21 protein-coding genes are annotated in these 21,432 nt (G+C 62.8%); 19 read left to right on the plus strand and 2 right to left on the minus strand.

Going from position 1 to position 21,432, the window contains the following annotated elements:
* The first annotated feature begins 2 nt into the window (after positions 1-2).
* The 8 genes from LOKVESSMR4R_RS14805 (at position 3) to LOKVESSMR4R_RS14840 (ending at position 9,261) form a co-directional block, all read left to right on the plus strand.
* Positions 3-1,904, plus strand: coding sequence for a serine/threonine protein kinase (locus tag LOKVESSMR4R_RS14805; RefSeq protein WP_087209955.1), 1,902 nt, complete (start codon positions 3-5; stop codon positions 1,902-1,904).
* Positions 1,905-1,959: 55 nt separating this feature from the next.
* Positions 1,960-2,790 carry an FHA domain-containing protein gene (locus tag LOKVESSMR4R_RS14810; protein WP_087209958.1) on the plus strand — a complete coding sequence of 277 codons (831 nt, stop codon included), beginning with the start codon at positions 1,960-1,962 and terminating at the stop codon, positions 2,788-2,790.
* Positions 2,774-3,751 (plus strand): PP2C family protein-serine/threonine phosphatase, encoded by a 978-nt coding sequence (locus LOKVESSMR4R_RS14815; protein ID WP_237331804.1) that lies wholly within the window; start codon positions 2,774-2,776, stop codon positions 3,749-3,751. Before LOKVESSMR4R_RS14810 ends, LOKVESSMR4R_RS14815 begins: the two co-directional genes overlap by 17 nt.
* The gene (locus LOKVESSMR4R_RS14820) at positions 3,751-4,953 is read left to right on the plus strand and encodes a hypothetical protein (protein ID WP_087209961.1); all 1,203 of its coding nucleotides are present in this window, start codon (positions 3,751-3,753) and stop codon (positions 4,951-4,953) included. Before LOKVESSMR4R_RS14815 ends, LOKVESSMR4R_RS14820 begins: the two co-directional genes overlap by 1 nt.
* Positions 4,954-5,124: 171 nt before the next feature.
* Positions 5,125-7,212, plus strand: a complete 2,088-nt coding sequence (locus LOKVESSMR4R_RS14825; RefSeq protein ID WP_087209962.1) for a dynamin family protein — start codon at positions 5,125-5,127, stop codon at positions 7,210-7,212.
* Positions 7,209-8,048, plus strand: coding sequence for a dynamin family protein (locus LOKVESSMR4R_RS14830; protein ID WP_087209967.1), 840 nt, complete (start codon positions 7,209-7,211; stop codon positions 8,046-8,048). The genes LOKVESSMR4R_RS14825 and LOKVESSMR4R_RS14830 overlap by 4 nt, the downstream gene beginning before the upstream one ends.
* Positions 8,049-8,123: 75 nt before the next feature.
* Positions 8,124-8,486, plus strand: a complete 363-nt coding sequence (locus tag LOKVESSMR4R_RS14835) for a hypothetical protein (RefSeq protein ID WP_087209970.1) — start codon at positions 8,124-8,126, stop codon at positions 8,484-8,486.
* Complete coding sequence (locus tag LOKVESSMR4R_RS14840) at positions 8,476-9,261, plus strand: hypothetical protein (RefSeq protein ID WP_087209973.1); 786 nt, start codon at positions 8,476-8,478, stop codon at positions 9,259-9,261. Before LOKVESSMR4R_RS14835 ends, LOKVESSMR4R_RS14840 begins: the two co-directional genes overlap by 11 nt.
* Position 9,262: 1 nt before the next feature.
* On the opposite strand, the gene LOKVESSMR4R_RS14845 is transcribed toward LOKVESSMR4R_RS14840, so the two are convergent.
* On the minus strand, positions 9,263-10,159 hold the full coding sequence (locus LOKVESSMR4R_RS14845) for an NAD(P)-dependent oxidoreductase (RefSeq protein WP_087209976.1): 897 nt from the start codon (positions 10,157-10,159) through the stop codon (positions 9,263-9,265).
* 9 nt (positions 10,160-10,168) lie between these two features.
* Positions 10,169-11,707 carry a trimethylamine methyltransferase family protein gene (locus tag LOKVESSMR4R_RS14850; RefSeq protein WP_087209979.1) on the minus strand — a complete coding sequence of 513 codons (1,539 nt, stop codon included), beginning with the start codon at positions 11,705-11,707 and terminating at the stop codon, positions 10,169-10,171.
* Between LOKVESSMR4R_RS14850 and LOKVESSMR4R_RS14855 the strand changes: the two genes are divergently transcribed.
* From LOKVESSMR4R_RS14855 to LOKVESSMR4R_RS14905, 11 genes are all read left to right on the plus strand, one after another.
* Positions 11,706-12,722, plus strand: coding sequence for a LysR family transcriptional regulator (locus LOKVESSMR4R_RS14855; RefSeq protein WP_237331805.1), 1,017 nt, complete (start codon positions 11,706-11,708; stop codon positions 12,720-12,722). The two genes, LOKVESSMR4R_RS14850 and LOKVESSMR4R_RS14855, sit on opposite strands and share 2 nt — an antisense overlap.
* Before the next feature lie 61 nt (positions 12,723-12,783).
* On the plus strand, positions 12,784-13,989 hold the full coding sequence (locus tag LOKVESSMR4R_RS14860; protein ID WP_087209986.1) for a GTP-binding protein: 1,206 nt from the start codon (positions 12,784-12,786) through the stop codon (positions 13,987-13,989).
* Positions 13,986-14,252, plus strand: a complete 267-nt coding sequence (locus LOKVESSMR4R_RS14865; RefSeq protein ID WP_087213347.1) for a DUF6525 family protein — start codon at positions 13,986-13,988, stop codon at positions 14,250-14,252. The genes LOKVESSMR4R_RS14860 and LOKVESSMR4R_RS14865 overlap by 4 nt, the downstream gene beginning before the upstream one ends.
* 67 nt (positions 14,253-14,319) lie before the next feature.
* Entirely contained in the window at positions 14,320-15,552 is a 1,233-nt protein-coding gene (locus tag LOKVESSMR4R_RS14870) for a putative DNA modification/repair radical SAM protein (protein WP_087209989.1), read from the plus strand.
* Positions 15,549-16,976, plus strand: a complete 1,428-nt coding sequence (locus tag LOKVESSMR4R_RS14875; protein WP_087209992.1) for a UdgX family uracil-DNA binding protein — start codon at positions 15,549-15,551, stop codon at positions 16,974-16,976. The genes LOKVESSMR4R_RS14870 and LOKVESSMR4R_RS14875 overlap by 4 nt, the downstream gene beginning before the upstream one ends.
* A gap of 44 nt (positions 16,977-17,020) precedes the next feature.
* Positions 17,021-18,349 carry an ABC1 kinase family protein gene (locus LOKVESSMR4R_RS14880; RefSeq protein ID WP_162290756.1) on the plus strand — a complete coding sequence of 443 codons (1,329 nt, stop codon included), beginning with the start codon at positions 17,021-17,023 and terminating at the stop codon, positions 18,347-18,349.
* Positions 18,339-19,271: an NAD(P)/FAD-dependent oxidoreductase gene (locus LOKVESSMR4R_RS14885; protein ID WP_087209997.1), complete on the plus strand. Its 933-nt coding sequence runs from the start codon at positions 18,339-18,341 to the stop codon at positions 19,269-19,271. The genes LOKVESSMR4R_RS14880 and LOKVESSMR4R_RS14885 overlap by 11 nt, the downstream gene beginning before the upstream one ends.
* On the plus strand, positions 19,243-20,076 hold the full coding sequence (locus tag LOKVESSMR4R_RS14890; protein ID WP_420645917.1) for a methyltransferase family protein: 834 nt from the start codon (positions 19,243-19,245) through the stop codon (positions 20,074-20,076). The genes LOKVESSMR4R_RS14885 and LOKVESSMR4R_RS14890 overlap by 29 nt, the downstream gene beginning before the upstream one ends.
* Entirely contained in the window at positions 20,066-20,770 is a 705-nt protein-coding gene (gene ubiG, locus LOKVESSMR4R_RS14895; protein WP_087210000.1) for a bifunctional 2-polyprenyl-6-hydroxyphenol methylase/3-demethylubiquinol 3-O-methyltransferase UbiG, read from the plus strand. The genes LOKVESSMR4R_RS14890 and ubiG overlap by 11 nt, the downstream gene beginning before the upstream one ends.
* A complete protein-coding gene (locus LOKVESSMR4R_RS14900; protein WP_087210003.1) occupies positions 20,767-21,159 on the plus strand; it encodes a DUF4149 domain-containing protein in 393 nt (130 codons plus the stop codon). The genes ubiG and LOKVESSMR4R_RS14900 overlap by 4 nt, the downstream gene beginning before the upstream one ends.
* Entirely contained in the window at positions 21,156-21,374 is a 219-nt protein-coding gene (locus tag LOKVESSMR4R_RS14905; protein ID WP_087210006.1) for a DUF2805 domain-containing protein, read from the plus strand. Before LOKVESSMR4R_RS14900 ends, LOKVESSMR4R_RS14905 begins: the two co-directional genes overlap by 4 nt.
* Positions 21,375-21,432 lie beyond the last annotated feature (58 nt).

Genomic DNA, 21,432 nt, shown 5'->3' on the forward strand with positions numbered 1-21,432 from the left:
TCATGGCGAAACCGCTGATGCAAGACAATGCAGATGACAAGGACAGCTTTCTTGACGAGCTGAAGCCGGGCACCAAGCTTTTGCACGGGCAGTATACGATCGACAGCTTTCTGAATGCCGGCGGTTTCGGGATCACCTATCTGGCGCGGGACAGTCTGGACCGCAAGATCGTGATCAAGGAATGTTTTCCCGGCGCATTCTGCCGGCGCAGCCGTTACATCGTGCAGGCCCGGTCCCGCGCGCATCAGAACGAATTGAAATCCATCGTCCGCCTTTTCGTGCAAGAAGCGCGCAGCCTGGCCAAGCTGAGCCACCCCAATATCGTCGGGGTGCATCAGGTGTTCGAGGATAACGACACCGCCTATATGGCGCTTGATTTCGTGGAAGGGCGCGATCTGCTTGACACGATCGAAGACAGCAAACACAGCCTGACCCCTGTCCAGATCAAGGCGATGCTGAAAGATATGCTGGATGCCGTGGGGTTCATCCATGACCAGGGCATCCTGCACCGCGATATTTCGCCCGACAACATCCTGATCCGCAAAGACATGCGCCCGGTGCTGATTGATTTCGGGGCCGCCCGCGAAGAGGCCACCAAGCAAAGCCGCGTGCTGTCTGCCCTGCGGGTGGTCAAGGACGGCTATTCACCGCAGGAATTCTATATTGCGGGGTCTGATCAGGGGCCAAGCAGCGATCTTTATGCGCTGGCGGCGACATTCCACCATCTGATCGCCAAGGATGTGCCGCCCAATTCGCAGGCCCGGCTTGCGGCAATCGCCTCGGGCGATCCGGACCCCTATGTCAAACTGGCGGGCCGTATCCCGGGCTATGATACCGCATTCCTTGCCGCCATCGACAAGGCGCTGGAAATATTGCCAAAGGACCGTCTGCTCTCGGCCAAGGCCTGGTGCGATATGATGGATAGCGCGCCGGATAATGTCACGCCGCTTGCACCCGCAACGCCGCAACCGCCGACCGCGGCAAGGGGCGCGGGCCAAGCAAAGGCCAAAGCCGCGCTGCTGTTGGGCGGCATCGCTGTTGTCGCCGTGCTGATCGGGGCTGGTTTCTTGATCAATGGCCAAGGGGCCGGTCCGCTTGCAGCACCGACAGCCGATGCCGCGACAGAACCGCTGATCTTGCCCGCAGATCAGCCACAGGCCGCAGCAGAACCTCAGATGACAGCGGCCTTGCCGGTGCTGGCCGACCAGCGCCCCGCAGCCGAAAGTGATTTGGCCGCCGTTACATTGCCCGACACACCCGACATGATTGACGCCGTCGGCACCGGCCCTGTCGTCGAAATCGCCGCCATCGTTCCCGGCAACGAGGTTGCGCCATCCGCCGTCACGGTCCGCTGGGCCGTCGATATCCCCTTTGGGGGCGCAGATGACAGGTCCAACAGCATCGCAACCGTCGAGCCGGACGCACCTTCCTGGGCGCAGGCCGGACTTGTCATCACCGATGTGAACGGCGTGGATATCGCGGCGATCAGCGCCATTCCCGCCCTGTTGCAGGCAGGCGGTGACATGCCGACAGCGCCCGGCAATCTGGACGTCAGCTTTGGTACGATGAACCCTGCGACCAAGGAACGGATCACGCATGCGTTGCGCATCCCTGTCGTGCAGCATGTGGCGCTGCCCAACGGCATTGTCTTTGAGACCCGCTTTGCCGATCAGGCCTGGCGGACGGTGGCGACGCAGGTGCCTTTGGCATCGCAAAGCAGCTTGCAGGTGGGGGATGTCGTGACATCCTACATCCCAACGGCCGAAACACTCGACGGGCGCGACACGCTGGTGGGCATCTTCAACCGCGAGATCGAGAAGGGCACAGACCGTTTCATGTTCGCCGTCCAACGTGATGGCAGCATGTGGGTCGCAGCGGTCGATTATGCGGGGGCCGCAGAATAACCATCACGCAGTGATCCGGGCAGGGCGTCCATTGGCAATTTGAAAGGTCTGAACCATGAAGTTTATTCGTGATCTCATTGGCAAAAAGCGGTCCGAAGCACAAAGCGCGGCACCTGCGGATGACATGGTCGCAGCGCCTCTGCCCGATCCCATCGATCCACGCCTGCGCGGCGGCACCTTACCGCCAGAGGTGGATGCCATGCTGAGCAAGGTTAACGCCAAGTCGCGGCCAGCCGAAACCCCGCCCCCGGCGACACCTGCCAGCGCCGCGCCGGGCGCAGGTCCTGTCAATATCTGGGACATCGACACCGATGACGGATCGACCGCGCTGCCAGAGATGGCACCGATTGCGCCCAAACCCGCGCGCGCGCGGGTTTCTGGGGCTGCAGCCTTGTCCCCTGCGCGGTCACGCCGGACCAAGACCCGGTTGATCGGGTTCGACAAATCCGATGGGTCCGTCGTCGATCTGTTCAACGACGCCCCCAAGGTCGTGGCCACGCAGCGGGCCAGGTTTCCTGTCGGCTGGATCGTCGTCATTGACGGCCCCGGACGCGGCGAAAGCTTTGCCCTGATGGCTGGCATGAATGCCATCGGGCGCGGCGAGGATCAGGCCGTGCAGCTTGATTTCGGCGACAATGCCATTTCGCGCAGCAACCATGCCGCCATCGTCTATGACACCGAGAGCAAGGATTTCCTGCTGGGCCATGGCGGCAAATCGAACATCGTGCGGCTGAACGACAGGCCGGTGATCAGCAATGAAACCCTGACATCGGGCGATGTGATCCGCATCGGTGAAACCGTGCTGCGTTTCGTCGCGCTTTGTGACGGATCCTTCAGCTGGGCCAAGGGCGCAACCGGGGAGGACGAAGATGTGGCGATCGCCTGAACCGCGCTTTGACGTTGCCTCGGCGATCTGCCAGGGCGGCCGCGCGTATCAGGAAGACGCGATTGTCACGGATTTTCCCTTCGGCGCGGATAGCGGTGTCGTGGTGCTGGCCGATGGTATGGGCGGCCATGCGGCGGGTGACGTGGCCAGCAAGATCGTTGTCACCGAAGTCTTCAGCGAATTGAAATTCCAAAGCGCCAATTTTTCCGATTTTGAAACCGAGATCCCGCAATATCTGACCGCGGCGGCGGTGAATGCCAATGACGTCGTCCGGCGCCATGTCACCCAGAACCCCGCGACGCGCGGCATGGGTGCAACGCTTGTGTCGATTGTGATCGTCGAAAACCGCATGTTCTGGATGTCGATCGGGGATTCGCCGCTGTACCATTTCCGTAACGGGCAATTGCAGCAATTGAACGAGGATCATTCGCTGGCGCCGCAGATTGATTTCATGGTGCAATCAGGCCTTCTCGATCCGGCGACGGGCAAGAACCACCCTGATCGCAACTGCCTGACCTCGGTGATCTTTGGCGACCGTGTTGCCAAATCGGATTGCCCAAAGACACCTTTCACGCTGGCGGTCGGGGATATCGTCGTGGTGTCCAGCGACGGGCTGCAATATCTTGACGATGCCGAAATCCAGCGCCTGCTGCATAAATACCGCCGCAAGAAAGCCGCCGAGATCGCGGGGCATCTTTTGGAAGCCATCGACGCCCTGGCCGATCCAGATCAGGACAATTGCGCCTTTTCGGTGATCAAGCTGAACCACGACAACCCGGTGATCCGGGCAGTGCATCCCAAACCTGCGGGCCATGTGGATGCGCCCTCGATCGCGACGACCCGTGTCGTGGACATGGCCGATCTGCAAGAGGTCGCCCCCTTGGCCACCAGCGCTGATCACGCGGCAGATGCCGGTGATGGCCGCGCCGCATCCGCAAAATACGCAGCCGGGGGCAAGTGATGCCGACGCCGCCCCCATCCCCCCGCGTGCAACAGGATCTGGCCCGCGCGATTGCATCGGGGCATCTGCCCGCCCCGGCCCAGGCCCGCGCCATCGCCTTGATGGACCGGATCGAGAAACCGGTCCGCCTTGGCCTGCTGGGACAGCCAAAAACGGGCAAGTCGCTTTTGCTGAACCTGCTGGCGGGAACCGATGTGTTGCCCCGCGATCTGCGTCTGCCGACCCTGGAACTGACCTATGGCACGGCCCCCTGTCTGATCTGCACCTTGGCCGATGGCCGCAAAACCACAATCGACAGCGCCGATCTGCGCGATGTCACAGCGCTTGCGCCGGTCTTTGTGGAAATGCGGCTACCGCTGCCCGCCTTGCAGAAAATTTCACTGCTCGAAGTCGTCGCTCCCGGTGATCCGGCGGCGCTGCACCGGGCCAGCCAATGGGCGGCCAAGCGGACCGATGTCGTGCTCTGGTGCAGTCTTTCATTCGACGCGCAAGACCAGCGCATCTGGGCGCAGATGCCCGCGCTGATCCAGGATCACGGCTTTCTGATGATCACCAAGGCTGATATTTTGCGCGCCAAGGGGCAGCTTGACAGCACTCTGGCGCGGGCGCGCGCGGCGGCGGGTGGTGATTTCAACAAGATCCTTGCCATCGCGACACAGGATGCCATCGCCGCGCGCCGGGCGGATGGGTCGGTCGACAAGGACAGGATGCGCGACAGCGGCGGCATGGCCCTGATCGCCGCGGTGCTGAAACAGGTCGCCCTTGGCAAGCAATCCGCCCAAGACGCGGCCGATATGCTGCTGGCCCAGCATCCAGAGGCGCGGGCAGAACCGGTCGCGGCCATGCCGCCACCCGCTGCCGCCACCGCCCTGAGCCCGGCAAGTGCAGCGGCTTATCAGACAGCGCTTGACCATCTGACCGCACAGGCTGCGGCGATGGTGCAGCTTGCAGGGACGGGCGGCAGCGATATGCCTGCCCGGATCATGGCGCAGACCGTTCAGCAATTGCTCTGGTTGTGCGACCATCTGTCCGACAATGGCAGCGATCACGACCCTGTCCTGCAGCAAGCACGCAAGACCGTTTTCGATGCGGCGGATCTTGCGCAGCTGATGCAGATGGAACGCCGCGACAGCGCCGCGATCGAGGCTGTCAGCCTGCTGTTGCAGATCAAGCGCGAATTGCAGGCCGATCTTGCAGCCTAAACGAGACGATTTATTGAATGACCAGCCCCGATGCCGTCCCCGATGCAATCACAGTCGCTTGGTGTGATTTTGTTTCCATGACAGCAGCAAAGCGTGTCTTGCAGGATGATTTGTCGTTGGCGCGAACTCGCGTTATAGGTGTAAATACCGCGTGACCAAGGACGGAACCGAATGAAGATGGAAAAGCTGGCAAAAGTGGGCGTCGCCAAGGTCCCGGCAGCCTATCACCCCTTCATGGGCCGGGGTCTGGAAAAGCTTGACCTGTTTCATGAAGAAATCGCCGATCTTGCGGCGACATTGCAGGATGTCGTCAAGCTGGGCGGCACGGATAGCGAAAAGAAATCGGCAAAGCTGATCAAACAATTGCGGGCATTCGAACCCAGCATCACGATGATCGGCCAGATCAAATCCGGCAAGACATCGCTGGTGAATGCCATGATCGGCCGCCCTGACCTGCTGCCAGCGGATGTGAACCCCTGGACATCGGTCGTCACCTCGCTGCACCTGAACGCGGCTTTGCCCGGCGATGCGCCGACCGCGACCTTCCAGTTTTTCAACAAGGATGAATGGGATCACCTGATCGAGAATGGCGGACGCATCGGTGAATTATCCGCGCGGGCCGGTGCCGATGAAGAGATGGAGAAAATCCGCCTGCAAATCGCCGAAATGCGCGACAAGACCAAGCGCCGCCTTGGCCGCAAATTCGAGCTTTTGCTAGGGCAGAAACATAATTACGCCGAGATCAGCGACGCCTTGGTGCAGCGCTATGTCTGCATGGGCGATGATTTCGACGATCTTGACGCCGCAGATCAGCAGGGTCGTTTTGCCGATATCACCAAGTCGGCCGATCTCTATCTGGCGGCCCCGGCGATCCCGATACCGCTGTGCCTGCGCGACACGCCGGGCGTGAACGATACTTTCATGATGCGCGAACAGATCACCATCAACGCGCTGCGAGACAGCCGGATCTGCGTGGTCGTCCTGTCGGCGCATCAGGCGCTCAGCTCCATGGATATGGGCCTGATCCGCCTGATCTCGAACGTGAAATCCCGCGACGTCGTGATTTTCGTCAACCGGATCGACGAATTGGCCAATCCCGCCGAACAGGTCCCCGAAATCCGCGACAGTATTCTACAGACGTTGATCGCCAATAACGGCCCCGAAACCCCGCAGCTGATTTTCGGCAGTGCCTATTGGGCCAATATCGCGCTGGGCGACAATCTGGAGACCATCGTCGCCGATAGTGCCGAGGCGATGTTCAACTGGGCCGAGGCCTCGCTCAGCGCGCAAACGGCGGGCATGGGAACCAAAGAGCTGGTCTGGCATCTGTCCGGCCTGCCCGACTTGTTCCGCGCGATCGCCGCGCGCATCACCGAAGGGCCCGGCGCCGAGGTCCTGACCGCCGCGCGCAAGCGGGCGCTGAACCTGGCAGGCGGGGTGCGCGCCTCTGCATCCATCGTGTCGATGCGTCTGGATGGTGACACAGTCGCGGTCATGCCGCATGATCAGCTGGTCCAGCGTCTGGACAGCATCGCGCAGAGGCGGATCGCCCAGATCAATGATCGCCTTGATATCGTGTTCCAGCAATTCGGATCACGCATCGACCAATCGCATAAAAGGTTCCTGGACCGGGCGCTTGAATCCTTGTTGCAGCATCTTGAAAACCGCGGCGAAGACGAGGTCTGGCAATATAGCCCCGACGGGCTGCGGATATTGCTGCGCACCAGCTATCAGGTGATGCGGCGCAACGCGACGGCGGCCTGTGACGTGGTTTTCGCGGCGGCCTCCGAGGATCTGTCGGAAACCTATCGCGCGGCCTTTGGGGTTGCGGTTGAAAACTTCAAGATCACGCCACCCGCCGCCCCCGATATCCCGGCCCCTGTCACGCTGGGCCAGACCATCGCGCTGGATTTGCAGACATCCTGGTGGAAAGGATGGTGGAAACGCCGCAAGGGATATCGCGCCTTTGCAAGCGGGTTCTATGACCTGATCGAGGCGGAAACCGCCCCGATTATCGCAGAATTGAAGGATCGCCAAACCATGGATATCCGCGCCATGGCCGAACGCGAATTGCGCGAATTTCTGGACGAACAGCGCGGTCTGCTGACCGATATCAGCGAAAAATCCAGCCTGCATCTGGATGATCTGAAAGACATCTTTGGGATCACCGCCCAGCAGGAACGCGCCGAGATTTTCGACTACATCATCGACGAGCTGACCGCGCAGACCCGTATTGCGCCGCAAGGACCCGAAAAATGACCGACGCCCAGCAATCGCGCAAACCCCGCATCGCTCTGATGGGCGAATTCAGCGCGGGCAAAAGCACCCTGTCCAACCTGTTGCTGGGCGGGCGTGCCTTGCCCGAAAAGGTGACAGCGACACGGCTGGCCCCTGTGTGGATGTCATATGGCACCACGCCACCTTACCGCGTCACGCTGGACGGCGGGACAGAACCTGTTTCGCTGGACCGGCTCGAATCGGTTCCGGTCGCAGAGACCCGTGTCATCCGGCTGTTCATGGAATGCGATATCCTCGAATTATGTGACCTGATCGACTTTCCAGGCATTTCCGACCCCAATATGTCGTCCGATGTCTGGGAACGGATGCTGCCCGAAGTGGATGCCGTGCTTTGGTGCACCCATGCGACACAGGCCTGGCGGCAATCAGAGGCTGCGGTCTGGGCGATGATGCCCGATGCTTTGCGTGACTTCTCCATCCTGCTGATCACCCGCTATGACAAGCTGATCAGCGACAAGGACCGCCGCCGCGTGTTCCAGCGGGTGCGCCTTGAAACAGAGGGACAATTCGCCGCGACCTTCCCGATCTCTTTGCTGCAGGCATTGCAGGCTGGCGATGATTACGACAAATGGGACGCCAGCGGCGCAGGCCCCTTTGTCACCCATCTGATCGATATGATCGACAAGCTGACCAAGGTTGCCGCACGCACCGACCAGCCGCTTTACAATATCGCCAATGGCACCGCGATCCCCGAGCCTGTGCGCGCAACGATCATGCCGCGCCGGGTCCAGCGGCTGCGCGACGCGGCGCAAACCGATGCAGATGACACCGATGACCCGGTCCGCGCATCCTTGTAGACGCATCATGGCGGGTCGCCCCGCCCAAGGACATTGCCCGCATCAGGGCCTTGGCAATAGCAATGGGCAGACCCAATGATCGCCGCGACGCTGGACGAATTGCACGACAGATATCCGGGCTGCGAAACGCTGGCCTTTGCCGATCTGTCCACGCAGATGGTCCTGATCACCAATGCCAAGGCGATCTTTCGGCGCGAAGCGCTGGATGCGCTGGGTGCAGAGGCTGCATTGGTCCTTGGCACCAACGGCGGGCTGGCCATCGGCGGGGCCATGGCGATGACCGCTTTTGTCGCGACCCGTGACCACCTGCGGATCTATCTGCGCTCTGCGCGCGACCCCAATGATGCTTTGTGCTGTGTCTGCGCCGCGGATACCGATATCGACAGCTTTCTGACAGAGGCCCGCGCCTGTCTGGACAGGATCAGCGATGACGCATGATGACCGCCAGCAGCTTGTCACCAGATTGACCACCTTGGCTGCGGATCGCTGCATCTTTGTCGGGGGCGCGCGTCTTTTGTCGCGCGCTGGCGCACCCGCGCCGCTGCCGGCACTGATCGCGGAAATCGACGCCACCGTGCTGGCGCGGACGCTGGTCTTTGACATCGACGGAATCGTGCTGCGCATGGCCGTGGCGGGACGGCGTCTGCAAGGGCTGATCGACGTCACAGGCGGCGCGCCACCCAGCCCCGATCTGACGGGGCAGGTCTTGGTCCAGGATGATCTTGCGACGACACAGATGCTTGGCAGCTTCTTGGCAGCGCTTTGCAAAGACGCGAGGCAGGTCACGGTGCGGGCGCAACCTGCCGTACCGCTGGGCAGCCCGTCAGACGCCGGTATCCCCGCGACCACGCTGGCGCGTCTGTGGCAAATGGCCAAGCATGGTCGCGCGCAATCGGTGATGGCGCATTTTCTGGCCGCCAACAGCCCTGCGATCCGTGATTTCATCCAGATAACCGGCGGCATGATCACGGCCACCCAAGGCGATACCGCCCAGCTGGACCTGATCTGGCGCAACCAGCTCAGCGCGTTTCAGTACCGGCAAAAGGCGATCTTTCCTGATCAAAGCGGCCCGCTTCTGGTCTGTCTTGACACCGCTTTGGCCCAAGACCGCGCAGCCGCCATTGCCGTCACGGGCGAGGAGGTCAGCATTTTCGCCTATCACCCCGCAGCGATCAGCGCCATTCTTGCGTCATGGCGCAGCATCACCGCATAGGTCACAGCCGCGCGGGAAAGCCCGGCGCGCGCAGATCGGTCTGCAACAGATCCTCAAGCAGTTTCACGATCATCGGGGATTGCGCATCGCCGCCATAGGCCGCGCGGGCCGCGACATAGGTCTGTTCGGTCGCGCCCGCCAGATCCAGCGGCACCCCGAATTCGCGCCCGAAATCCAGCGCAAAGCCCAGATCCTTCAACGCCAGATCAATGTTGAAGGCGATGTCATAGGACCCGTTCAAGACCAGCGCGCCTTCGGTTTCATGGACAAAGGAATTGCCCGACGACGCCTTGATCGCATGCCACGCCTGCCCAAGGTCAAGCCCGCCGCGTTTGGCCAGCATCAGCGCCTCGCCGCAGGCTTTGAGATGGATAAAGGCCAGCATATTGGTGATCACCTTGATGATCGAGGCCGACCCGAGCGGGCCGATATGGAACACCTGATTACCAATCGCCTGCAAGGCGGGCAGATGCAGGTCGAACATATCCTTGTCACCGCCCGCCAGCATGGTGATCTGGCCTTGCGCCGCAAGATGCACACCACCCGTGACGGGCAATTCCATCATCCGCACGCCCGCTGCCGCCGCCTGATCCGCAAAGGCCAGCACGTCGTCGCGGCCCAGCGTCGACATCTCGATCCAATGCGCGCCGGGCTTCATCACAGGCAGAATGCGCGCCAGCACCTGCGCTGTGACGGCGGGTGATGGCAGACAGGTGATGACGTGATCGACCGATGCCGCGACAGCCTCTGGCGTATCGGCCCATTGCGCACCGGCGGCGCAGACCGCATCACCCGCCGCGCGGTTCAGATCGGTGACGGTCAGATCCATTCCCGCGCGCCGCAGGCTGGCCGCGCAATGCCCGCCCAGATTGCCCAGCCCGATATAGCCGTAATGCATCGCCTGCCCCTATTCGAAATAAATGCGGTAATCGGCGCGGATCGCGGCGTCGATGGCAGGGTCGATCTGGCGGCCTGCCTTGGCCATGATGGCGTTCTTGCGCGCGATGGCCTTGTCCAGCAACATGGGCCGGTCGGCCTCGGCCCATTCCTTGGGGCTCATCCGGTTGCCCAGCATGGGATAGATATATTCCGTCTGCATCAGTTGCAGCGTCTGATCGGACCCCAGATAATGGCCCGCGCCATCCAGACAGACGGCCTTCATCGCCTCGATCGAGGTGCTGTGCTCTGTCACGTCGATCCCGCGCACGCAGCGCATGACCTGCCCCAGAATATCATCACCCAGCACCAAAGATTCCAGACAGAACCCCAGCAGGGACGCATGCATGCCCACGGATTCGTAAACCATATTCAGCCCCGACAGGCCCGCAAGGACATTGGTGATCCCCTGTTCCCAGCCCGCCTGCATATCGGGCAGCTTGCTGTCGGAAATCCCCGCCGCCGCCCCGCCGGGCAGGCCATAAAAATGATGCATCTGCGCGCAGCCCGCCGTCAGCAGCGCCTGTTCGGCCGATCCGCCAGACATCGCCCCCGTGCGCAAATCCGACACGAAAGGCCAAGTGCCGAAAATCGCGGGATGCCCCGGTGCCATGGCATTGACATAGACGACGCCCGCCAGACATTCCGCCACCGCCTGCACGATGGCCAGCGCGATGGGCGCGGGTGCCGTCGCCCCTGCCTGCCCCGCCGATAACAGCAACACCGGCATGCCACCACGGATGCAGCTTTCCATCGCCATGCAGCTTTCCTCGGCGAATTTCATCGGCGGAACGACAAAGCAGTTGGAATTGGAGATAAACGGGCGGGCGCGCCATGCCGCCTCGCCCCCTGCGATCCGGTGGATCATGTCGAAACCGGGGGCGACATGGGACGGATCGCTAAAGGATGTGCCGACATGTTTGGTCGTGCCCGAACAGCAGGCATAGATCGTGTTCAGGTCCATTTCGAGATTGTCGAGAACATCGCGGCAGACCATCGCACGCTGAAAGAAATGCACGTTATCAAGGTGATGCGTGATCCGTGCCGCATCAAACAGGTCCTGCGCCGTGCTGTCGCGATAGGTATTTGTCGCAAGGTCCACGATATGCACCGCCGCCCCCGCCGTGCCGAAATGCACATTGGTGCCGGTCAGATGCAGGTCGTATTTCGGATCGCGCCCGAACAGGGTGATATCGCGCGCAGCCTTGGCCAGCATATCCTCGACCAGCGCACGCGGGAACCGCAGCCGCCCGTCATCGCCAAGGATCGCCCCGGCGCGGGTCATGATCTCGATCCCTGATTGCGGGGCTTGGGACAGGCCGATCTGTTCCAGCGCATCAAGGGCCGCATGATGGATGCGCAGCACCTCGGCATCGGTCAGAACCTTCAGCCGCCCACCCGGCATGCCCGCGCGCACGGGGCGTTTATCCTCGGCCAAAGGGGCGCTGCGCAAGGCAACCCGCGCGGCACGGCCACCGCTGCGGGATTTCAACTGGATCGTGTCGGACATGGGGCTCTCCACAAGCGGAATTACCGCGATCCTGCGCCCAATCCGGATATCTGGCAATCAGGCATTCCGGTTGTTATTGATCGGGATCACCGATCAGGGCAGAGTGTTCCGCATGCAGATAGAATTGATCGAAACCTTCCTTGATCTGTGCGAAACCCGCAGCTTCAACCAGACAGCGGAACGGCTGGGGGTGACGCAATCGACGGTCTCGGGCCGGGTCAAGGCGCTGGAAAAGGCGATTGGCCGCCCCTTGTTCACGCGGTCCCGCGCTGGCACGGCATTAACGACCGAGGGGCTGCGGTTTGAACCCCATGCCCGCAGCCTGCGGCACAGCTGGATCACCGCGCTGAATGCGACGCGCGATAGCGGAATCGCCGGGGTCACGATGCGGATCGGGGTGCAGCATGATCTGGTCGGGCTGGCAATCGGCACGCTGATCAGCCAGTTCCGCGCCGCACTGCCCGATACGGTGTTTTTCTTCGAGGCCGATTATTCCGCGCAGATGTGCGCCGATCTGGTGACAGGCGCGCTGGATGTTGCGGTGCTTTATACGCCGAAAATCCACCCCGACCTTTATTTCCAGACTTTGGGCGAAGTGCCTTATCTGATGGTATCCACCCATGCGACCCGGCTGACCGAGCTGCGCACAGACAGCTATATCCTGGCCAATTACGCCCCCGCCTTTGCGCAAAGCCATGCGGCCTTACTGCCCGAGCTGACCAACGCCTCGCTGTCCATCGGGCAGAATGCGGCGATGGTCGATCTGGTCACCTCGCTGGCGGGCAGCGCCTATGTGCTGGCCCCGTCGGCACAGGCGCTGATCGCCGCAGGCCAGTGCCAATTGGTCAGCGATGCGCCAGTCATCACCCAGCCGGTCTTTGCCGGTGTGACCCTGCGCAACCGGCACCGCGCGGCCTATCGCCGGATGGTGCGGATCCTCGACGGCCATTTCGGATCGCCGCAGCCGATGACCGCGGGCCGGTCCTTGCGGATGACGCGCAACGCATCGCCCTAGCACTTGCCGACCGCGCGCAGAGGCTCTAGTTATGTTATAACATTACATAGGGGAGAATCGCATGGCTGACACACGCTTGCCCGTCACCGTCTTGTCGGGGTTTCTGGGTGCGGGGAAAACCACGCTGTTGAACCATGTGCTGAACAACCGCGACGGCCGCCGCGTCGCGGTGATCGTCAATGACATGTCCGAGGTCAACATCGACGCCGATCTGATCCGCGAAGGTGCGGAATTGTCCCGGTCCGAGGAAAAGCTGGTCGAAATGACCAATGGCTGCATCTGCTGCACCCTGCGTGACGACCTGCTGCAAGAGGTGCGCCGCCTGTCCGCCGAAGGCCGGTTCGATTACCTGCTGATCGAATCCACCGGCATCGCCGAACCCCTGCCCGTCGCCGCGACCTTTGATTTCAGGGACGAGGATGGCGACAGCCTGTCAGATGTCGCGCGGCTGGATACGATGGTGACGGTGGTCGATGCGATCAACCTGCTGCGCGATTTTGCCAGCCATGATTTTCTGGCCGACCGTGGCGAAAGTCTGGGGGAGGATGATAACCGCACGCTGGTCAATCTGCTGACCGAACAGATGGAATTCGCCGATGTGGTGATCCTGAACAAGACGACCGATGCAGGCCCCGAAAAGGTCGATGCCGCGCGCAAGATCATCCGCGCGCTGAACCCTGACGCCCGCCTGATCGAGACCGACCAGTCCCGTGTCGATCCGGATGCGATTTTCGATACTGGCCTGTTCGATTTTGACCGCGCGCATGAACACCCGTTCTGGGCCAAGGAGCTTTACGGTTTTGCCCATCACACGCCCGAAACCGAAGAATATGGCATCACATCCTTCGTCTACCGCGCCCGCGCGCCGTTTGATCCGACAAAGGTCCATGCCGTACTGACCGGCGATCTGCCCGGCGTGATCCGCGCCAAAGGGCATTTCTGGCTGGCGACGCGGCCAAATTGGGTGGCGGAATATAGCCTTGCGGGGGCGGTATCATCCATCACGCCTTTGGGTGGCTGGTGGGTGTCGGTGCCGCGCGACCGCTGGCCCACCCATCCCGATATGCTGGCCGAGGTGGCGGGCAAATGGGCCGAACCCTGGGGCGACCGGCGGCAAGAACTGGTTTTTATCGGCGCGGGCATGGATGAAACCGCGATCCGCGCAAGGCTGGATGCCGCCCTGATCCCGGCGCAGGATTTCACGCCGGATGCCTGGACAGGGCTGCCCGATCCGTTCCCGCAATGGGGCAAACGACAGGCAGCATGATGCGGCGGAACCTGGCAACCACCCTGCGCGGCAAACCGCGCCCTGACCCGATGCGCGATTACGATGCTTTGCCGCCCCCCTTGCGGCAATGGCTGGCGACCGCGCGCCTGCCCTGGAGCCCGCGATCCGCAAGGCGTATCTGGTCCAAGCATGGCGGCGATGCGACGGCGGCGCTGGCCTCTCTCGACCGCGCGGAACGGGCGACACTGGCCCGCGACATCCCCAAAACCTGGGGCAAGTCGCATCCGGCGGCGCATATCTGACTGCGGCAGATTGCCTGACGGCACCATCGGCTATTGACGAACAAAAGAAGAACATTAATCTGGGTTCATGGTAAAAATGACCCTGCAAGACAAGCTCGCCATTCTGTCGGATGCGGCGAAATACGACGCTTCCTGCGCCTCTTCGGGGGGTGAAAGGCGGGATTCGCGCAAGGGCGGCCTTGGGTCATCCGGCGGGGCAGGCATTTGCCATGCCTATACGCCGGACGGGCGCTGCATATCCTTGCTGAAAATCCTGATGACGAATTTTTGCATTTTCGACTGCGCCTATTGCATCAACCGCGTGTCGTCGAACGTGGAACGCGCAAGGTTCTCGGTCGAAGAGGTCGTGACCCTGACGCTGGAATTCTACCGGCGCAATTACATCGAAGGGTTGTTTTTATCCTCGGGCATCATCAAATCGCCCGACCAGACCATGGGCGATATGGCGCGGATCGCGAAAAGCCTGCGCATCGATCACGGGTTTCGCGGCTATATCCATCTGAAAACCATCCCCGATGCAGCACCGGAATTGATCAAAGAGGCGGGGCTTTACGCCGACCGTCTGTCGATCAACGTGGAACTGCCGCAGGATGCATCCTTGCGCAAATTCGCCCCCGAAAAGCGGCCCGAAACCATCCGCGCCAGCATGGCGCAGGTCCGGCTGGAAGGCGAAGCCGCAAAGGACAAATCGCACAGCGGCAAACGCCCACCGCGTTTTGCACCCGCAGGCCAAAGCACGCAGATGATCGTCGGGGCTGACGGCACCGATGATGTCACGATCCTGAACAGCGCGACGCGGCTTTATTCCGGCTATAAACTGCGGCGGGTTTATTATTCGGCCTTTTCGCCGATCCCCGATGCCTCTGCCGCCTTGCCGCTGATCCAACCGCCGCTAGTGCGCGAACACCGGCTTTATCAGGCGGATTGGTTGCTGCGGTTCTACGGCTTTTCGGCCGAGGAGATCGCGACAGGCACCAAGGCGGGGCATCTGGACCTGGACCTAGATCCGAAACTCGCTTGGGCGCTGCAACACCGCGACCAGTTTCCGGTGAATGTGAACATGGCCAGCCGCGACATGCTGCTGCGCGTGCCCGGTTTCGGCACGAGGATCGTGGACCGGATCATCGCCGCAAGGCGCAACGGGGCCTTGCGATACGAGGATCTGACCCGCATGGGCGCCTTGATGAAAAAGGCCAAGGCTTTCGTCACCATGCCCGGCTGGACCCCCGCCGCGATGACCGACAGCGCCAATCTGCGCGCGCGTTTCGCGCCGCCGCCGCAGCAATTGCAACTGATTTGACCTATGCCGTCACGCTGCCCGACCGCGGCACGCTGGACGCATGGCGTGATGCTGCGCGGATCGCGATTTCGCACCGGATCGCGCCCGATCTGATCGACTGGACAGGGGGTGGCGGGTTGTTCGCGGCCAGCCCCCTGCCTGATGAATTGGGGCCGCATCAGGCCAAGGTGCCCGCGGCCTTTTTCGACATCGCCAGATCCGCGATCTGGCACAAATCCCCCGATCGCGCGGCGCTGCTCTATCAGGCGCTGTGGCGGATCGACCAGCGGACAGGTGATCCATTGTCCGCTGCCGATCCTTTGGGGCGGCGGCTGCAATTGCTGGCCAAGAACGTCCGCCGCGATATCCACAAGATGCATGCTTTCGTGCGGTTCCGCGAATTGCCCAGCGACAGCACCCGCCGCCGTTTCGCGGCATGGTTCGAGCCGGAACATCACACGCTGGAACCCGGTGTGCCGTTCTTTGCCAAGCGCTTTGCCGATATGGATTGGATGATCGCGACACCCGCCCTGACTGCGCATTTCGAGGGCGGCAAGCTGCGCTTTGGCCCGGCCGCCGCGCGCCCTGACCTGCCGGATGATGCGTCAGAAACCCTTTGGGCGACTTATTTTGCCAATATCTTTAATCCTGCGCGGATCAAGCTTGATGCGATGCGATCCGAGATGCCCAAGAAATATTGGAAGAACCTGCCCGAAACCCAGCTGATCCCCGCCATGCTGAAAGACGCCGAAGCCCGTGTGCAGCGGATGCGCGCGGCTGGCAGCACGCCTGCCCGCCCCGGTGCGGCGGCGATTTCCACCCGCTACCGCGCCGCCATGCCACAGGCACCGGACCTGCCCGATACGATGGATCAGGCGCGGCAGGCCGCCTTGCAATGTCGCCGCTGCGATCTGTGCGAAAAGGCGACGCAGACGGTCTGGGGCAAGGGCGCAGCGAATGCCGCCTTGATGATCGTGGGCGAACAGCCCGGCGACCGCGAGGATCTGGAAGGGCAGCCCTTTGTCGGCGCTGCGGGACAGGTCTTGCATCAGGCGATGGCCGATGCCGGGATTGCCCCCGCCGACGCATGGCTGACCAATGCGGTCAAGCATTTCAAATTCACCCCGCGCGGCAAAAGGCGCATCCATCAATCACCTGACCGCGCGGAAATAGAGCATTGCCGCTGGTGGCTGGGGCTGGAACTGGGCTTTGTGCAGCCGAAACTGACCGTGGCGCTGGGAGCCAGTGCCGCCTACGCGCTGACCGGCAATGCCGCCCCATTGGCCGACCGACAGGGCCAGATCGAACCGGGCCTGCATGACGGGCCGGTGCTGGTGACATGGCATCCGTCCTATATCCTGCGCCTGCCTGATCCGGCGGCACAGGCCCAAGCGCGCGCCGATCTGGTCGCAGCCCTTTACGAAGCCGCCCGCCGCGCCACTTAGCAGGTGATGCAATGCGAAAGAGCCTCGTGACCCGACCCGATGACATGATACGCGGCACGCCCGTGCCGACTGGCCGTGCGCAGCGCCTGTTGCGCATGGGCGGGATCGCCGCAGGCATCGCGGGCGGCGTGGCGACCGGTGGCTTGCGCCGCTTGGCCAGCGGGCAGCGCCCCGGCATGGCGGATCTGTTGCTGACGCCGGCCAATGCGCTGCGGCTGACCGACGGTCTGGCGCAGATGCGCGGTGCTGCGCTGAAGATGGGGCAGATGCTGTCGATGGATACAGGCATCGTGCTGTCGCCCGAACTGACCGCGATCCTGGCCCGGCTACGCGATGACGCCCGCCATATGCCGCCCAAGCAGCTGCAGGCCGCACTGAACGCGCAATGGGGCGAAGGCTGGCGCAAGCGTTTTGCCGCGTTCGACGTGCGCCCCTTTGCTGCCGCCTCTATCGGGCAGGTGCATCGCGCCACAACATGCGATGGCCGTGATCTGGCGATCAAGGTGCAATATCCGGGCGTGCGCGCCAGTATCGACAGCGATGTGGACAATATCGCCGGGCTGATGCGCCTGCCCGGCCTTCTGCCGCGCGGTATGGATATCGCGCCCCTGCTGGCCGCCGCGAAAGCGCAATTGCACGAAGAGGCCGATTACCGCGCCGAGGCCGCCCATCTGCGCCGTTTCGGTGACCTGCTGGCCGGGTCAGAGGCGTTCATCGTCCCACAGCTGCAAGATGATTTCAGCACCGATGCGGTGCTGGCCATGGAATTTATCACGGCTGATCCCATTGATGCGCTGGTCGATGCGCCGCAGGATATCCGTGACCGGGCGGCGCGCGATCTGATCGATCTGGTGCTGCGCGAGCTTTTTACCTTCGGCGCGATGCAGACTGATCCGAACCTGGCCAATTACCGGATCGACCGCGCGACGGGCCGGATCGTCTTGCTGGATTTCGGGGCAGTGCGCGGGATCAATCCCGCGCAACGGGCCGCGTTCCGCAAGCTGATGAATGCGGGGCTGGATCAGGATCATGCAGCCATCCGGCAGGCGATGCTGGAGATCGGCTATTTTGGCCCGGCCACACCGCCGCAGCATCAAGCGCTGATCCAAGCGATGTTCGACACCGCGATGGTCCCGCTGCGGCAGGATGCGCCGTTTGATTTCGGCACGACGGACCTGCTGGAACGCTTGCGCGATATGGGGATGGTGATCGGCAATGACCGCGACCTGATGCATGTCCCCCCCGCCGAGACGCTGTTTTTGCACCGCAAGATCGGCGGCATGTATCTTTTGGCCACGAAATTGCGCGCGCGGGTCAATCTGCGCGGCTTGCTGGAAAACTACCGCAAAGGACCTCGGACCGATGACAGCTGAACCAGACACCACGATCGTCATTGGCGCGGGCATCACCGGGCTGACCGCCGCGCGCAGGCTGATGCAGGCGGGGCGCGCTGTGCTGGTGCTGGACAAGGGGCGCGGCATCGGCGGGCGCGTCGCGACACGGCGGGCGGCGGGGCTGCATTTCGACCATGGCGCACAATATGTCAGCGCGCAGGGTGCAGGTTTCGCGGCCGTGCTGGGCGCATTGTCGGCCAGCGGCCATGTCGCCCCATGGCAGGACCGCCATGTCGGCACCCCCGGCATGTCCGCGCTGGCCAAAGGGATCGGCGCGGGGCTGACGATCCGCCAAGAGGCGCTGGTCACCGGCCTGTCGCGCCATGGCACCGGCTGGCGCGTGCATCTGGGGGATGAGGCGCTATCCGCATCCCATGTGATCTGTACGACCCCCACGCCGCAGGTGGCAGGCATCATCGGCGCGGATCATCCGCTGATCGCGCGGCTGGCGGATGTCACCTATGCACCCAACCTGACGCTGATGGCCGGTATCGACGGGCCTGCCCCGTTTGTGACCGCCCGCGATGCAAAGGCCGATCTCGCCTGGATCGCGCAGGACAGCACCAAACCCCACCGCCCACAGGGACCGGTGGCATGGGTGGCGCAGGCCAGCACCGCGTTCAGCGAAACGCATCTGGAGCTGGACAAAGAGGCCATCGCCGATCTGATGCTGCCCCTGCTGCTGGACCGGCTGGGGGCCGCGCCTGCGCAGGTCCGCTATGCCGCCGCGCATCGCTGGCGTTATGCGCAGGTGACGCAGGCCTTGGGCGCGCCGTTTCTGCGCGACGACACAGGCACGCTCTATCTGGGCGGCGACTGGTGCCTTGGGCCGAAAGTCGAAGACGCATGGACCAGTGGCACCGCGATTGCCGATGATCTGTTGGCGCGCGATGCTGGCTGATCCGCGCATCGCCCGGCTGCTGGCCTTGATCCGCGCAGCCTTGCGCCCGCCTGCGGGAATGGGGCGGATCATGCTTGCGCTGACGCTGGGCGTGATCTGCCATGCGACTTTTGCCGCCGCCGTGCTGGCGATGATCACGGCGATGTTCTTTGGGCTCAGCGCAAGTTTCGGCACCGTGGCCTGGCCTTGGGCAGCCCTTGCCAATGCGGCGCTGATCGCGCAATTTCCGCTGGCGCATTCGTTCTTTCTGTCGGCACGCGGGGCCAAGGTACTGACCCGCCTGATCCCCGGCCCGCATGGCGCGACTTTGGCCACAACCACCTATGCAATCATCGCCTCGGCGCAATTGCTGGCGCTGTTCACGCTCTGGACGCCGTCCGGCATCATCTGGTGGCGCGCCGAAGGGGCCGCGTTCTGGACCATCACCGCCGCCTATACCGCAAGCTGGCTGCTGCTGATCAAAGCCAGCTTTGACGCCGGTGCCGAGGTGCAATCGGGCGCGCTGGGCTGGATGTCGCTGCTGGCGCGGATCAGGCCGGTGTTTCCCGACATGCCGACGCGGGGGCTGTTCGCGCTGATCCGCCAGCCGATCTATGTGGCTTTTGCGCTGACGCTGTGGACCGTGCCGGTCTGGACGCCAGATCAACTGGCGCTGGCGGTCAGCTATACCGCCTATTGCCTGCTGGCCCCGCGGATGAAGGAAAAGCGGTTCGCCCACCGGTATGGCGCGGATTTCGCGCGCTACAAGGCGGATGTGCCCTATGCGCTGCCGCGATTGAAAAAGGACAGACCCCATGCGCAATGACCTGACGATCTATGACACCTATGCCGACAAATGGTGGTCCGATGATATCCGCTGGGTCAGGACGCTGAAAAACCTTGTGCCGGGCCGGTTGAAGCATTTCGACAGGCTGATCGACTGGCAGGGCAAGCAAGTGCTGGATCTGGGCTGTGCGGGCGGGTTCATGGCCGAGGCTTTGGCGCGGCGCGGTGCGCAGGTCACCGGCATCGACCCCGCCGCCGAGGCCATCGCCGCCGCGCGCCAGCATGCGACAGCTGAGGGCTTGGACATTGCCTATGATGTCGGCCTGGGCGAGGCGCTGCCCTATGATCCTGCCGGTTTCGATGCGGTGGTCTGCGTCGATGTGCTGGAACATGTGACCGATCTGCAAAAGGTGATGCATGAGGTCGCGCGCGTGCTGCGCCCCGGCGGGCTGTTCCTGTTCGACACGATCAACCGCAACCCGCTGGCGCGGCTGGCCACGATCACCATGGCCGAGGATATCCTGCGCCTGCTGCCGCGCGGCACGCATGACCCCGCCCTGTTCATCAAACCCGCCGAACTGCGCAAGGCGATGGAGACGGCAGGGCTGGTGCCTGCGCGGTTTACCGGGCTTGGGCCGCGCGGGGTGAACCGGCGGCTTGACCTGACCTTTGGGCCCTTGCCGCTGACGGCGATCCTTTACATGGGCCATGCCAGCAAACCGGAGACAACATGACCCTGACCCTTGCGATCCTTGCCACCGCGCTGCTGTTTGGCGGCATGGTGCTGTATTCCTTCGGCTTTGCGGCTTTTGTGTTTTCCGCCCTGCCCGGCCCTGTGGCAAGCGCCGCATTGCGGCAGGCATTTCCGCATTTTTATCTGTTTGTCATCGGATCAGCGACGCTGGCTGCGGCATTTCTGGTCTGGCACGATCCCGTGGGGGCCGCACTGCTGGCACTGATCGCCGTGACAACATTGCCTGCGCGACAAATCCTGATGCCTGCGATCAATACAGCCACCGACACCGGCGCAAAAGGCCGGTTCAAGGCGCTGCACGGGTTCAGCGTGGCAGTAACGCTGGCGCATATCGTGCTGGCGGGCATTGTTCTGGCGCGGTTCGCATGACCGGCGCACCCGCCGACCTTTCCGCCGCCACGATCAGCGAGATCATCGAAATGGCGCTGAGCGATCACACCAGTTTCGCCCAGATCCGCGCGCTGCACGGGCTGAGCCCAGATCAGGTCAAGGCGCTGATGCGGCGCGAACTGACCCCCGGCAGTTACCGTGCCTGGCGCAAACGGGTGCGTCAATTCGGCGACCGGCGGGCGATCTATAAATAAACCAACCAGGCAAGCCGCGCAAAACCGCATTGATCACACCAAACGGGCAAGTTTCTCC

Source organism: Yoonia vestfoldensis, from assembly GCF_002158905.1.
In the GTDB taxonomy this organism is placed as follows: Bacteria; Pseudomonadota; Alphaproteobacteria; order Rhodobacterales; family Rhodobacteraceae; genus Yoonia; species Yoonia vestfoldensis_B.

Bases quoted from the DNA above. Each gene is read 5' to 3' on its own strand.
- LOKVESSMR4R_RS14850 (WP_087209979.1), bottom strand. From the start codon at position 11,707: ATGTCCGACACGATCCAGTTGAAATCCCGCAGCGGTGGCCGTGCCGCG.
- LOKVESSMR4R_RS14810 (WP_087209958.1), top strand. From the start codon at position 1,960: ATGAAGTTTATTCGTGATCTCATTGGCAAAAAGCGGTCCGAAGCACAA.
- LOKVESSMR4R_RS14880 (WP_162290756.1), top strand. From the start codon at position 17,021: ATGATACGCGGCACGCCCGTGCCGACTGGCCGTGCGCAGCGCCTGTTG.
- LOKVESSMR4R_RS14840 (WP_087209973.1), top strand. From the start codon at position 8,476: ATGACGCATGATGACCGCCAGCAGCTTGTCACCAGATTGACCACCTTG.
- LOKVESSMR4R_RS14865 (WP_087213347.1), top strand. From the start codon at position 13,986: ATGATGCGGCGGAACCTGGCAACCACCCTGCGCGGCAAACCGCGCCCT.
- LOKVESSMR4R_RS14830 (WP_087209967.1), top strand. From the start codon at position 7,209: ATGACCGACGCCCAGCAATCGCGCAAACCCCGCATCGCTCTGATGGGC.
- LOKVESSMR4R_RS14855 (WP_237331805.1), top strand. From the start codon at position 11,706: ATGGGGCTCTCCACAAGCGGAATTACCGCGATCCTGCGCCCAATCCGG.
- LOKVESSMR4R_RS14860 (WP_087209986.1), top strand. From the start codon at position 12,784: ATGGCTGACACACGCTTGCCCGTCACCGTCTTGTCGGGGTTTCTGGGT.
- LOKVESSMR4R_RS14845 (WP_087209976.1), bottom strand. From the start codon at position 10,159: ATGCATTACGGCTATATCGGGCTGGGCAATCTGGGCGGGCATTGCGCG.
- LOKVESSMR4R_RS14820 (WP_087209961.1), top strand. From the start codon at position 3,751: ATGCCGACGCCGCCCCCATCCCCCCGCGTGCAACAGGATCTGGCCCGC.
- LOKVESSMR4R_RS14905 (WP_087210006.1), top strand. From the start codon at position 21,156: ATGACCGGCGCACCCGCCGACCTTTCCGCCGCCACGATCAGCGAGATC.
- LOKVESSMR4R_RS14825 (WP_087209962.1), top strand. From the start codon at position 5,125: ATGAAGATGGAAAAGCTGGCAAAAGTGGGCGTCGCCAAGGTCCCGGCA.
- LOKVESSMR4R_RS14870 (WP_087209989.1), top strand. From the start codon at position 14,320: ATGGTAAAAATGACCCTGCAAGACAAGCTCGCCATTCTGTCGGATGCG.
- LOKVESSMR4R_RS14835 (WP_087209970.1), top strand. From the start codon at position 8,124: ATGATCGCCGCGACGCTGGACGAATTGCACGACAGATATCCGGGCTGC.
- LOKVESSMR4R_RS14805 (WP_087209955.1), top strand. From the start codon at position 3: ATGGCGAAACCGCTGATGCAAGACAATGCAGATGACAAGGACAGCTTT.
- LOKVESSMR4R_RS14890 (WP_420645917.1), top strand. From the start codon at position 19,243: ATGATCTGTTGGCGCGCGATGCTGGCTGATCCGCGCATCGCCCGGCTG.
- ubiG (WP_087210000.1), top strand. From the start codon at position 20,066: ATGCGCAATGACCTGACGATCTATGACACCTATGCCGACAAATGGTGG.
- LOKVESSMR4R_RS14900 (WP_087210003.1), top strand. From the start codon at position 20,767: ATGACCCTGACCCTTGCGATCCTTGCCACCGCGCTGCTGTTTGGCGGC.
- LOKVESSMR4R_RS14885 (WP_087209997.1), top strand. From the start codon at position 18,339: ATGACAGCTGAACCAGACACCACGATCGTCATTGGCGCGGGCATCACC.
- LOKVESSMR4R_RS14815 (WP_237331804.1), top strand. From the start codon at position 2,774: ATGTGGCGATCGCCTGAACCGCGCTTTGACGTTGCCTCGGCGATCTGC.